Raw genomic sequence first — 12940 nt, 5'->3', positions numbered from 1 at the left:
CAAATAGTTACTGTTAAGTTGTGGCTAAATGTTAGACCTGTAAATATTTGTGTTGTTATGGTTTTTTGATGGGAATTTAACCTAAATATTAGAGGTGAGCGATTAAAAGTGATTAATATGGCAAGGTAATTACGGTACTTACAGACACAAAAAAGCCCAACCTCTTTCGAAGTTGGGCTTTTCCAAACGTTTGGTGGAGCTGGGGGGATTTGAACCCCCGTCCGAAAACCGTTCACCGTTGGCGCTACATGTTTAGTCGATCTTTAATTTCACCGTAAAACTGCGAACCGACACGCTATCTTATGGCTAACCTGAATTATAATTCGAACTTCATCTCTCAGATGGGAGAATCCATTCTAGTTCGTTTGGGTTTGATCCCCTGTTATTCCCCGTCTTACAAACGGAAGCTAGGGCAGGAGAGCTCTAAGCAGGTTATTAAGCTGCTAGTGCGTAGTTTTCGTCGTTTGCGACTATTTTTTTGCGGCTTTTTACGTGGCCAACCGCCCCACGACATGCTCCTCGGGTTTCAAAATTCCCGTCGAATCCTGAATCAGCCCCAAAGTTGTTACCAGATGATACTAACAGAAAAACAGCGTCTGTCTAGCTAGTATCAGTCTAACTGGTTGAAATTAACGCAAACTACTCTTCATAATTCGTGCTTTATCTCTATTCCAGTCTTTTTCTTTTGAATCTGTACGTTTATCGTGCAGTTTTTTACCTTTAGCTACGCCAACTTTGATTTTCGCCCAAGAGCGAACCCAGTACATTGTTGTTGCTACTAATGTCATACCTTCACGGTTTACACGGCCAATAAGGTTGTCGATTTCTTTGCGGCTCATTAGCAATTTACGAATACGAGTTGGATTCGCTACAACATGAGTTGATGCCGCTTGTAGTGGGGTAATGTTCATACCACTAATAAAAATCTCACCATCACGAACATAAACGTAACTTTCCGCGATATTTACTTTACCAGAACGAAGAGATTTAACTTCCCAGCCTTGGAGTTCGATTCCAGCTTCGATTTCATCATCAATGAAATATTCGTGGCGAGCTTGCTTGTTCATAGCAATGGTATTACTGCCCGCTTTATCTTTAGATTTTTTCTTTGCCATAATGCCCACATTATACGTTATTAGTTGAGAGTTCGGGAAGTAGTTTGGCTCTTAACATGAAGATGGTATGATGCTTACATCTATAATGTAAAGGATAATTTATGCCACAGGTTAGCCGATCTGCATTAGTGCCGTTTAGCGCAAAGCAGATGTACGATTTAGTCAACGATGTTGCGTCATACCCTCAATTTTTACCAGGATGCTCAGGATCTAAAATCATAGAACAATCAGAGCATGCGATGGTGGCTTCTGTTGATGTAGCTAAAGCAGGGATAAAGAAAACATTTACGACAAAGAATTCCTTGATTGTCTCAGAAGTGATCGGCATGAACTTAGTTGATGGTCCTTTTAAGTCATTGGCTGGCGGTTGGCACTTTATGGAGTTAGATGAAACGGCATGTAAAGTTGAATTGAAATTAGATTTTGAGTTCTCAAATGCGTTAGTTGCAATGGCGTTTGGTAAGGTATTTCAAGAGCTAACGAATAATATGGTGAATTCATTTACTCAAAGAGCGAAGCAGGTTTATGTCAGTAATTAATGAGATGATTCACGCTGAAGTGGTTTACGCACTGCCAACGGAGCAAGTGGTATTTAAGCTTGCTGTAAAAGCAGAACAAACCGTAGAAGAGATTATTTTGCAATCTGGTGTATTAGAGCGCTATCCGGAGATCGATTTAAAAGTGAATAAAGTCGGTGTCTTTAGTCGTAACGTAAAATTAGACGCAACGATTAGAGATAAAGATCGCATTGAAATTTACCGTCCATTATTGGCTGATCCAAAAGAAATTCGTCGAAAAAGAGCGGAACAAGCAAAGAAAGTAGCGACAAAAAAATAGTTTATTTATACCAATCTACACAAGTATTTGATCATTCTTGCCTGTTAAAATCGATTTTTACTACGCAATTATCTGAACAACTACTTATCCAGAATGGTATTATTTAATTGTAGATAATAAAAAACCGGAGGTCGTTAAACGATGTCCGGTTTTTGTGTTTTTAACGTCTTATAGAAAATTAGATTTTCTCGAAGAAGCTATCGCTCATAGGAAATACACCGTCGATACTGGTTAAATTTCCATTATCATCAAAGTGAACAATAAGATTTTTTTGTACCGATTTTTCATGACCATGGGTAAATAGGTAAATGTAGTACCAAGTATTTGGATAACCTGACTCAACAAGCATTGGTGTACCCATAACAAACTGCACTTGTTGCTTAGTCATTCCAAATCGCAGTTTGTCGACGGCTTCCTGCTCGACGTAATTACCTTGGGCAATATCGATTCGATACACCAATTTTTCTAATAGCGAGCAACCGCTTAGAAGCCCAACAACAAGGGGTAGAGCAATGATCCATTTTTTAAATTGCATAGTTCGTACAGCTTAGCCTTTAAAATAATTAAATAGATGATAAACAAGCTAGACTAATAAGTAAAAAGATTAAGCCTGTTCTGGGGGTGTTTGACTCTAATTTTTGAATCAAGTTGCATTCTATTGAGGGTATTGAAAAGAAACACGCCAATATTAACGACTAGTATTGGCGTGCTTAGCAAATGAGGCTGTTTATACAAAGTACACTAAGCGGCGCTTAATAGCTCCTTTGCATTCGCAAGAGTATGGTCTGTAATTTGTGTACCACCTAGTAAGCGAGCTAATTCTTCAATACGCTCTTCTGTGCTTAATGCTCGCATTTGAGTTTCCGTTTTACCTGAGTTGGTGTGCTTAGCAACAAACAGTTGATTGTGACCACAACCTGCAACTTGAGGTAAATGGGTAACACATAATACTTGTGTTGATTCGCCTAGAGTGCGTAACATTTTGCCTACAACTGCCGCGGTTGGCCCACTAATCCCCACATCAACTTCATCGAAAATAAGACTTGGAGTATCCACTTTTTGAGCTGTGATCACTTGAATAGCTAATGAAATACGTGATAACTCACCACCAGAGGCTACTTTGGCAATAGGGTGTAATGGCTGTCCTGGGTTGGTTGAAACTTTAAAGCATAAGGTATCAATCCCAAGTGGTGAGATTTTACTTACTGCATCACTTTCAAGTTGAATATCAAATACTGCTTTTTCCATGCTTAATGTTTGCATACTTTCTGTAATTTTATTATTCAATTCTTTAGCATAACGCTGACGGCTTTTTGTTAGTTTATGCGCGGCTTCTAAGAAGTGTTGCTTTAGTTCTGCTACTTCTTGTTCGCGTTGCTCACGTTTCTCATCAGAGCAATCAAGGCGATCATATTCAGCCAAAAGCTGTTGATGGTGCTCATATAATTCTTCAGCAAGTACGTGGTGTTTTTTAGCCATAGACATTACTCGGCTAAAACGCTCTTCTACAAAAGCGATTTGCTCGGGATCAACATCAATATTATCTAAATAGTTTTTGATCTCATGGTTGGCTTCTTCAACTTGGATCATTGCCTCATTAAGCATATCTGATAATGGGGCAAGTTTAGGATCAAGTTGCCCTAATTGTTGGATATGATTATTTGCATATTGCAGTAACTGAAGCGCATTAACTTCATCGCTTTCGTATAGAACTGAAACTGCTTGCTGACAGCAGTCAACCAATTCGCCAGAGTTAGAGAGTCTTGTATGATCTTCTTCTAGCTGGACGAATTCTTCTTCGCCTAATGCCAGTTCGTTTAGCTCTTTGATTTGGTATTCGATCAGTTGTTTTTGCGCTTCGTTTTGCTGACTGTGCTTGATCATTTGCTTTAATGCGTTGTCAGCTTGACGCCATGCTTGATAACGGCTGCGCGTTTTGTTTAATAGAGAGACGTGACCTGCATACTGATCCAGCATATTTAATTGGTATTCAGGTTTCATCAGTTCGTGATGGGCGTGTTGACCATGAATGTTGATCAATAAATGGCCCAATGTTTTTAACTGTGCAGCAGGAACAGGGCTACCATTGATAAAGCCACGAGAGCGGCCTTCTTTGGTGATGACTCGGCGTAAAATACATTCATTACCGTCATAGAGTTCATTATCTTCTAACCATCGCTTAGCGTTAAGATTGTTCTCTAATGTGAAAAGGACGGTGATCTCTGCCTTTTCTTCTCCTTGACGAACCATTGACGCTTCAGCGCGATCGCCTAAACATAATCCAAGGGCGTCAATAGCAATAGATTTACCTGCACCAGTCTCACCTGTAATAGTGGTCATGCCCTTGGTTAAATCCAATTCTAACGATTTTACGATTGCGAAATGAGTAATTTTAATATGTGCCAACATAAGCCATTCTCTGCGAAATTCAAACACTAAAAACACTGTATAAAGAAACAGTATATACTGTTTCTTTATACAGTAAAGTGAATTTAAATTTTTTGTGAGTGGCTTATCTGTTATTAATCGATAACACTAGAAGAGTTTACTAGACCAACCTAGTTTATTTCTAAGTACATGATAGTAGCTATAATCTTTCGGATGAATGAGTTTTAGCTTATTTGGACTTTGATAAATATGGACCTCGTCTCCCGGGCTTACTGGTAGAGATATCTGTCCATCACAGCTGACTTCAAGTGCACTGCGATTATCAGGGGAGATGAAAAGTTTAATATGACGTCTTCCTTCAACCACCAGTGGGCGGCTTGAAAGCGTATGTGGAAACATAGGGACTATAGAGATAGCGTTTAGGTTTGGTGACAGAATTGGACCGCCACCAGAGAGTGAATAAGCGGTTGACCCTGTTGGTGTCGAAATAATGAGACCATCTGAACGCTGAGAGAAAGCAAAGCTATCATCAATATAGACTTCAAATTCGATCATATGTGCGACTTGACCTGGGTGGAGTACCACCTCATTAAAGGCGGAGTTGTGACTCTTTACCTGGCCGTGACGATGTACTTCCGCTTCGAGTAAGAAACGTTCTTCTTTAACGAATTCACCATTGAGAACTGCGGTTAATGGCTCTTCAAAATTATCAGGGTCTAGATCGGTTAAGAAACCAAGGTTCCCACGATTCACACCAATGACAGATATGTCGAAACGAGATAACACTCGAGCAGCCCCAAGCATATTACCGTCACCACCAACAACAATAGCGAGATCTGCTTTTTCTCCTAAAACCAATAAATGTTTGAAGCATTCATCAGCAATATCGGGCAAAGCTTCACGTAGGCGATCATCTAATAATACTGAGTAATTTAGCTTAGTTAGCCAAGTATAGAGAGCTAAATGGGTTTTTATTGCACTTGGATCTCTTGGCTTACCAATAATGGCGATAACGTTAAAATGTGTTTTCATATCTATCATCCATCATGAAATGGGGAACAAATGTTACAATTCGTACTATTATGCTTGAATCGCTTTATTTAGTCCCCATAATAATGACAAAGTTTTAATTTGCGTATAGAGCGACGCCTTGGTTTGTATTAAGATCGCTTTACATAGCTAGTCATCAGCATTCTGGAGAAGCAGTAATGAGTAACGAAGAAAATAAAGTAAATGAAGAAGCAGTAGTGGAAGAGCATGTTGAAGCAGTAGGCTCAGAAGCAGATGTTGAGTGGAATGAAACGGCTGAAGAAAGCCAAGAAGCAAAAATTGCTGAATTAGAAGCGGCATTACTTGCTAGCCAAGCGCAGCTTAAAGAGCATCAAGATGCAGTATTACGAGCTAAAGCAGAAGAGCAAAATGTACGCCGTCGTGCAGAAGGCGATATTGATAAGGCGCGTAAATTTGCTTTGAAAAAATTTGCCGGTGAATTGCTTCCTGTTATTGATAACTTAGAGCGTGCATTAGAAAGCGGTGATAAAGAAAGTGAAGCGGCTAAAGCACTGCTTGAGGGTGTAGAACTAACACTACAAACATTTATCTCTACCATTGAAAAATTTGGTTTAACGGTAATTAATCCTGTGGGTGAAGCGTTTAACCCAGAGCTTCATCAAGCAATTGGTATGCAAGCAAGCCCAGATCACGAATCAAATACTGTTATGATCGTGATGCAAAAAGGCTACACATTAAATGAACAAGTATTACGTCCAGCGATGGTAATGGTTGCTCAATAATTGCGGTTGTATTAAACAATCTAGCGATTAAATTATAAGCGGTCTCAGTGATGATGCCGCTTTTTTATTGTTTTGAAAAAAAAATACAGTTTTTTTTATTGTTTCCCTTGAATTGTGATTTAGAGCCCTTATTTATTACTCATAGAATGAATTATGGGATTCAGTCCCAACCTTTACTCAAGTTGTTTTGAGTAAGTTTAAATAGATAAATTGGAGATAACCTGATGGGTAAGATCATTGGTATTGACTTAGGTACAACTAACTCTTGTGTTGCTGTTTTAGATGGCGATACGCCACGTATTTTAGAGAATGCAGAGGGTGAACGTACAACGGCATCGGTAATTGCATACACAGATGGCGAAACTCTTGTAGGTCAGCCAGCTAAACGTCAAGCGATTACTAACCCACAAAATACATTATTTGCTATTAAGCGTCTGATCGGTCGTCGTTTTGAAGACGAAGAAGTTCAACGTGATATCCAAATCATGCCATATAAAATCGTTAAAGCTGATAACGGTGATGCTTGGGTAGAAGCGCAAGGTCAAAAAATGGCTGCTCCTCAAGTTTCTGCTGAAATTCTTAAGAAAATGAAGAAAACAGCGGAAGATTTCCTAGGCGAAGAAGTGACTGGCGCAGTAGTTACTGTACCAGCTTACTTTAACGATGCTCAACGTCAAGCAACGAAAGATGCTGGTCGTATCGCAGGTCTTGATGTTAAACGTATCATCAACGAGCCAACAGCAGCAGCATTAGCTTACGGTCTAGACAAAAAAGGCGGCGATCGCACTATCGCAGTATACGACCTTGGTGGTGGTACATTCGATATTTCTATCATTGAAATCGACAACGTTGATGGCGAGCAAACTTTCGAAGTTCTTGCGACAAACGGCGACACTCACCTAGGTGGTGAAGATTTCGATAACCGTATGATCAACTACTTAGTAGATGAGTTCAAAAAAGAGCAAGGTATCGATCTTAAGACTGATCCTCTTGCTATGCAACGTGTTAAAGAAGCAGCAGAAAAAGCGAAGATTGAACTGTCTTCAGCTCAACAAACTGACGTAAACCTTCCTTACGTTACTGCTGATGCGACTGGTCCTAAGCACATGAACGTTAAAGTGACGCGTGCAAAACTAGAATCTCTAGTTGAAGACCTAGTAGTCCGTACGCTTGAGCCACTAAAAGTTGCTCTAGCTGATGCTGATTTATCAGTAGGCGAAATCACTGACGTAATCCTAGTTGGTGGTCAAACACGTATGCCTATGGTTCAAGCTAAAGTAGCTGAATTCTTCGGTAAAGAAGCACGTCGTGACGTGAACCCTGATGAAGCAGTAGCAATGGGTGCTGCAGTTCAAGGTGGTGTATTAGCTGGTGACGTTAAAGACGTTCTACTACTAGATGTTACTCCTCTGTCTTTCGGTATCGAAACGATGGGTGGCGTAATGACTAAGCTAATCGAGAAGAACACAACAATCCCAACAAAAGCGGATCAAACGTTCTCTACTGCTGAAGACAACCAAAGTGCGGTAACTATCCACGTACTTCAAGGTGAGCGTAAGCAAGCGACATACAACAAATCGCTAGGTCAATTTAACCTAGAAGGTATCCAAGCAGCACCACGTGGCATGCCACAAATCGAAGTAACATTCGACCTAGATGCTGATGGTATCCTAAACGTATCTGCAAAAGATAAATCGACTGGTAAAGAGCAGAAGATCACAATCCAAGCTTCAGGTGGTCTAACAGACGAAGAAATCGAAGCAATGGTACAAGAAGCTGAAGCAAACAAAGACGCGGACAAAAAGTTCGAAGAGTTAGTAACAGCACGTAACCAAGCGGATCAAATGATCCACGGTACGAAAAAACAAATCGAAGAAGCAGGCGATGCACTTCCAGCTGACGAGAAAGAAAAAATCGAAGCCGCAATTACAGCACTAGAAGGCGTTAAGTCAGGTGATGATAAAGAAGCAATCGATGCGAAAACTCAAGAGCTAATGCAAGCAGCACAAAAGCTAATGGAAATCGCTCAACAGAAAGCTCAAGCACAACAAGGTGCTGAAGCGGGTGAGCAACCTAAGCAAGAAGATGATGTTGTTGACGCTGAATTTGAAGAAGTTAAAGACAAATAATTGAGATTTAGTCGCTAGAAAGCTCGATTCCTGTGTCGGAAGTGCTCATTTGCGTTCGCAAACTCCGCGCTTCCTCCTTGGACTCAAACTTTCTAGCTTATAAATCAACAATTATTTCTAATTAGAAACTGATGTTTTTTATTAGAATTCTTCGTTGAAAATATATTGCGGGCGTTGGAGTTTTCTCTACCGCCCGCAAATTTGTAATTAGGTCAATCTAGATAATCACTTTCGGTTTGTGCTGATCCTAATTATCTAGATTGAACTCATACTAATGGTGTCACTGCCGGCAGTATCAAAAGAATTGGTGACCAAAGCATGTCTAAACGTGATTTATATGAAGTATTAGGTGTAAGCCGCGATGCTTCAGAGCGTGATATTAAGAAAGCCTATAAACGTCTAGCAATGAAATTCCATCCTGACCGTAATCAGGGTGATGAAACAGCGCCAGAAAAGTTTAAAGAAGTAAAAGTAGCGTATGAGATCTTAACGGATGCTCAAAAACGTTCAGCTTATGATCAATACGGTCATGCAGCCTTTGAACAAGGTGGTATGGGCGGTGGCGGCTTCGGCGGCGGTCAAGGTGACTTTGGTGATATCTTTGGTGATGTGTTTGGTGACATCTTTGGTGGCGGTCGTCGTGGCGGTGGTCAACAACGTGCACAACGCGGTTCAGATTTACGTTACAACATGGAACTTACGCTAGAAGAAGCGGTTCGTGGTTGTGATAAAGAGATTGAAGTACCAACATTAGTTTCTTGTGACCCATGTGAAGGTACTGGTGCTAAGAAAGGCACTTCTTCATCAACGTGTAGCACTTGTCATGGCCACGGCCAAGTACAAATGCGTCAAGGTTTCTTTGCGGTACAGCAAGCTTGTCCTACTTGTCACGGTAAAGGCAAAATCATTAAAGACCCATGTAACTCTTGTCATGGTGAAGGTCGCGTTCAAAAGACGAAAACGCTTAATGTTAAGATCCCATCAGGGGTTGATACTGGTGATCGCATTCGTTTATCTGGCGAAGGTGAAGCTGGAGAACACGGCGCTCCAGCAGGCGATCTATACGTACAAGTACACGTGAAAGAACATAATATCTTTGAGCGTGACGGCAACAACTTATACTGTGAAGTGCCAGTAAGCTTTACGATGGCGGCATTAGGTGGTGAAGTTGAAGTTCCTACTCTTGATGGTCGCGTAAGCCTAAAAGTGCCACTAGAAACACAGACGGGCCGTATGTTCCGTATGCGTGGTAAGGGTGTTAAAGGCGTTCGTACGCACAGTGCTGGTGACTTAATCGTTAAACTGATTGTTGAAACTCCAGTTAAACTGACTAAGCGTCAAAAAGAGCTTCTTCAAGAATTCCAAGAATCTTTTGATGGGAAAGATGCGAAAAAGCACAATCCGAAATCTGAAGGTTTCTTATCTGGTGTAAAAAACTTCTTTGATGATTTAACTAAATAAGTTTATTGCTCAACGAATAAATTGAAACCTAATGATATTACTTTTATATCATTAGGTTTTTTTTATGCCAAAAACAAATGATAAAGCACGGTTTATTTACACCTTTTTGACCGTTACTTATACTTCTCGTTTATTATGTAACCAATTATGTTTTTAGCTTCTTAATAGATGAGAGAGTTGACATGGTGTTAGTTAAACGGACATTATTACTGTTTATTGTTTTATTATTTGGTTTATCTTCTGCTAATGCAGAAATCATGCAAGGTGGAAAAACAGTACCAAGCTTCAAGCAGGATGCGGCGTCTATTCGTCATACTTATGAAACCCAACTCTATACTTTATCGGCATTTAAAGCTGGCCACTATGGTTTACGAATGTATCGTCAAACCATGGACTCTAAATATTCAGCGGCGGTTTGGTCTGATATGGCGCGAGTGGCAAGTCGACTTAATCAATTCTCTTCGGAAATTCATACGCCCGAACAAATAGATATCTATGCTCAAAAGCGATTAAGTAGCTATGTTGATGACACAGACATTCGTAGTACTTTACGTTACCAAGCGACAAAAAATATGCCTGAGTATTTCTATCTTGGTGTGGATTTACTTGGCTCAATGGCTCGTGCTAATGAATATGGTTTAAAGCATCGTAACGATAAACAGTTGCGAGAAATTATCCGTCGTTATGATTTTAAAAAATACGCGACTGATGAAGCGATGATTAAAGCATGGGCAGCTCAGCTAGCGAACCAAGTTTATTGGTTACGTCAATTAGGTGAGCAGGACGTGGTTGATGAGTTTGTTGAAGCATTCAAATTAGCCTACCCAGATAATAAAGATGCAGCGCTTTCTAAGCAGCAGTATGGCAATAAAATCTATGGCTTAACGCATATTTTATTAGCCGACTCTCAATATTATCAATACCCCCTAAAAGAGTCTGATCATCAATGGATATATGATTATCTGCGTAATAACATAGATACGATCTTAAAGAGATCAAAAGAAGACATTATTTCAGAAGTCGGAATTACCTTCTTATTGGCAGGGTTAGAAGATGATCCTGTGGTGTATAAAACGCAAAAACACATTCAAGATGCGATTAACCGTGAGAAGAATATGGTGCCATCAACATCAAACAGTACTGATTTAACTGATGGTGAGCACCGTAATGTATTAGCGATAATGTTACTCGATTGGCAAACGCCACATGCCGCACCGACGATTCAAAATGAACCAAAGGTATTTAAAAGTAAACCGTATGGTCTTGTGAAAAAGTAAACAACTACTTGATGTTACAAGTTACTGAAATAAAAAACGCCCAGAGATAGTGATATCGCTGGGCGTTTTTATTTAGATCAGATCAGGTGATTAGAGATTATTACGCTAGGCCTTGAAGCTTAACGAATTTTTCTAATAACTCTTCATCTGTTTCTACGTTGTTTGGATCTGAAATAACGCAGTTACTGATAGGGCAAACTGACTGACACGTTGGCGCATCATAGTGGCCTTTACATTCAGTACAAAGGTCTGGATTAATTTCGTAAATCTCATCACCCATACTGATTGCTTCGTTTGGACACTCAGGTTCACACATGTCGCAGTTAATGCATTTTTTATTGATCAATAACGCCATTACTTACTTGCCGTGTGGGTTACGAGTATCTTCACCCGTGTGTAAGTTACGCATTAGCAGGCCGTATTCTAGATCAACGTTTGCAGGAACAGGAATGAAGACAAAGTGACCATTGCCTTTTGCTTCATCAACAGCTTCACTCTTACGGTTTTCCATTACATCTAGAGTCAGTGTCAGGTTACCTTGTGGTGTCATGATCTCTACAGAGTCACCGACTAAGAATTTATTCTTAACATCAACTTCCGCTAAATCACCGCGGCGTTTACCTGTGAACTCACCAACGAATTGTTGAGAATCAGAGATAGAGTAACCGTAATCGTAGTTTTGGTATGCATCGTGTGTATGACGACGTAGGAAACCTTCTGTGTAACCACGGTGAGCTAGGCTCTCTAGCGTACCCATTAGGCTTTCATCAAATGGTTTACCTGCAACCGCATCATCAATCGCTTTACGATAAACTTGCGCAGTACGTGCACAGTAGTAGAAAGACTTAGTACGACCTTCAATTTTAAGAGAGTGAACCCCCATCTTAGTTAGACGTTCTACGTGTTGGATAGCACGAAGATCTTTAGAGTTCATGATGTAAGTACCATGCTCGTCTTCAAATGCTGCCATCTTCTCTTCTGGACGGTGTGCTTCAGAAAGAAGAACTACCTCATCCGTCGGTTTACCTAAGCCTAGTGTGTTGTCTGGGCGCTCATTTTGAACTTCCACGTCTTGGATCTCAACACCCGTTGGATTAGCTTCAACGATTTGACCATTTTCATCTTCTTTCGCTTCTTCAGCTTTGTATTCCCAACGACATGCATTAGTACATGTACCTTGGTTCGGATCACGCTTGTTCATGTAACCAGAAAGCAAGCAGCGACCAGAGTACGCCATGCATAATGCACCGTGTACAAAAATTTCTAGTTCTGTATCAGGACAGTGTTCACGGATCTCTTCAATTTCTTCTAGTGATAATTCACGAGATAAGATCACACGCTCAACACCTTGAGTAGACCAGAATTTAACTGTCGCCCAGTTAACGGCGTTAGCTTGAACTGACAGGTGAATAACTACTTCTGGGAAAGCTTCACGAACCATCATGATTAAACCAGGATCTGACATGATTAATGCGTCAGGGCCCATAGCAACGATTGGCTCTAAATCACGAATGAAGGTTTTTAACTTTGAGTTATGTGGTTGGATATTACATACCACATACAGTTTTTTACCTTGCGCGTGCGCTTCGTTAATGCCGATTTCTAGGTTTTCATGGTTGAATTCGTTGTTACGAACACGAAGGCTGTAACGTGGCTGGCCTGCATAAACGGCATCTGCACCGTAGGCAAACGCATAACGCATATTTTTAAGGCTGCCCGCAGGCGAAAGTAGTTCTGGCTTAAACATGATTGCTTCCCAATGTTGTATTCTGATCTCAGGTCAGGTCATATCACGTGGATATGAAGGAGGCCGGATTTTACATGGAAAGTGAGGGAAGTGCTAGGGTATAAAGAGAGGTTTCAGGTCGCTTCGCTTTCAGGTTGAAGAAAACAACAAAGAAAATAGGGGATTAAGAGTTCAGATCGCTGCGCTAGCAGAT

General features: G+C 40.5%; 12 protein-coding genes and 1 other RNA gene. 6 read left to right on the top strand and 7 right to left on the bottom strand.

Translation table 11 applies throughout. The features are described from left to right. Nucleotides 1-191: 191 nt before the first annotated feature. Together ssrA and smpB are read right to left on the bottom strand one after the other, a co-directional pair. Nucleotides 192-558: a transfer-messenger RNA gene (ssrA, locus tag F8B77_RS05445) on the bottom strand. Between the two features lie 71 nt (nucleotides 559-629). Next, nucleotides 630-1115: an SsrA-binding protein SmpB gene (gene smpB, locus F8B77_RS05440; RefSeq protein ID WP_130047804.1), complete on the bottom strand. Its 486-nt coding sequence runs from the start codon at nucleotides 1113-1115 to the stop codon at nucleotides 630-632. Nucleotides 1116-1216: 101 nt separating this feature from the next. On the opposite strand from smpB, the gene F8B77_RS05435 reads away from it, so the two are divergent. After that, on the top strand, nucleotides 1217-1654 hold the full coding sequence (locus F8B77_RS05435; protein WP_151654407.1) for an SRPBCC family protein: 438 nt from the start codon (nucleotides 1217-1219) through the stop codon (nucleotides 1652-1654). Further along, nucleotides 1641-1952, top strand: a complete 312-nt coding sequence (locus F8B77_RS05430) for an RnfH family protein (protein ID WP_151654405.1) — start codon at nucleotides 1641-1643, stop codon at nucleotides 1950-1952. Before F8B77_RS05435 ends, F8B77_RS05430 begins: the two co-directional genes overlap by 14 nt. A 178-nt stretch (nucleotides 1953-2130) precedes the next feature. Here F8B77_RS05430 and bamE read toward each other — a convergent pair whose 3' ends face one another. The 3 genes from bamE to nadK all read right to left on the bottom strand — a co-directional run bounded on the left by bamE (nucleotide 2131) and on the right by nadK (nucleotide 5372). Next, nucleotides 2131-2487 carry an outer membrane protein assembly factor BamE gene (gene bamE / locus F8B77_RS05425; RefSeq protein WP_151654403.1) on the bottom strand — a complete coding sequence of 119 codons (357 nt, stop codon included), beginning with the start codon at nucleotides 2485-2487 and terminating at the stop codon, nucleotides 2131-2133. A 206-nt stretch (nucleotides 2488-2693) separates the two neighbouring features. Next, nucleotides 2694-4361: a DNA repair protein RecN gene (gene recN, locus F8B77_RS05420; protein WP_151654401.1), complete on the bottom strand. Its 1668-nt coding sequence runs from the start codon at nucleotides 4359-4361 to the stop codon at nucleotides 2694-2696. Nucleotides 4362-4487: 126 nt separating this feature from the next. After that, nucleotides 4488-5372 carry an NAD(+) kinase gene (gene nadK / locus F8B77_RS05415; RefSeq protein WP_151654399.1) on the bottom strand — a complete coding sequence of 295 codons (885 nt, stop codon included), beginning with the start codon at nucleotides 5370-5372 and terminating at the stop codon, nucleotides 4488-4490. A 176-nt stretch (nucleotides 5373-5548) separates the two neighbouring features. On the opposite strand from nadK, the gene grpE reads away from it, so the two are divergent. The 4 genes from grpE to F8B77_RS05395 all read left to right on the top strand — a co-directional run bounded on the left by grpE (nucleotide 5549) and on the right by F8B77_RS05395 (nucleotide 11000). Continuing rightward, nucleotides 5549-6133 carry a nucleotide exchange factor GrpE gene (grpE, locus tag F8B77_RS05410; protein ID WP_151654397.1) on the top strand — a complete coding sequence of 195 codons (585 nt, stop codon included), beginning with the start codon at nucleotides 5549-5551 and terminating at the stop codon, nucleotides 6131-6133. A 224-nt stretch (nucleotides 6134-6357) separates the two neighbouring features. Further along, nucleotides 6358-8262: a molecular chaperone DnaK gene (gene dnaK, locus F8B77_RS05405; protein ID WP_151654395.1), complete on the top strand. Its 1905-nt coding sequence runs from the start codon at nucleotides 6358-6360 to the stop codon at nucleotides 8260-8262. Nucleotides 8263-8580: 318 nt separating this feature from the next. After that, nucleotides 8581-9723, top strand: a complete 1143-nt coding sequence (dnaJ, locus tag F8B77_RS05400) for a molecular chaperone DnaJ (protein WP_151654393.1) — start codon at nucleotides 8581-8583, stop codon at nucleotides 9721-9723. 182 nt (nucleotides 9724-9905) lie between these two features. After that, a complete protein-coding gene (locus F8B77_RS05395; protein WP_151654391.1) occupies nucleotides 9906-11000 on the top strand; it encodes a DUF3541 domain-containing protein in 1095 nt (364 codons plus the stop codon). Between the two features lie 100 nt (nucleotides 11001-11100). Here the strand turns inward: F8B77_RS05395 and F8B77_RS05390 are convergent, their stop codons facing one another. Both F8B77_RS05390 and trhP read right to left on the bottom strand, forming a co-directional pair. After that, nucleotides 11101-11355, bottom strand: a complete 255-nt coding sequence (locus F8B77_RS05390) for a YfhL family 4Fe-4S dicluster ferredoxin (protein ID WP_063659444.1) — start codon at nucleotides 11353-11355, stop codon at nucleotides 11101-11103. A gap of 3 nt (nucleotides 11356-11358) precedes the next feature. Next, entirely contained in the window at nucleotides 11359-12747 is a 1389-nt protein-coding gene (trhP, locus tag F8B77_RS05385) for a prephenate-dependent tRNA uridine(34) hydroxylase TrhP (RefSeq protein WP_151654389.1), read from the bottom strand. Between the last annotated feature and the right edge of the window lie 193 nt (nucleotides 12748-12940).

Origin of the sequence: Aliivibrio finisterrensis (assembly GCF_008933155.1) — a bacterium.
Classification (GTDB): Bacteria; Pseudomonadota; Gammaproteobacteria; order Enterobacterales; family Vibrionaceae; genus Aliivibrio; species Aliivibrio finisterrensis.
The sequence above is the reverse complement of the archived record's forward strand: the minus strand, read 5'-3'. Positions and strand labels throughout refer to the sequence as shown.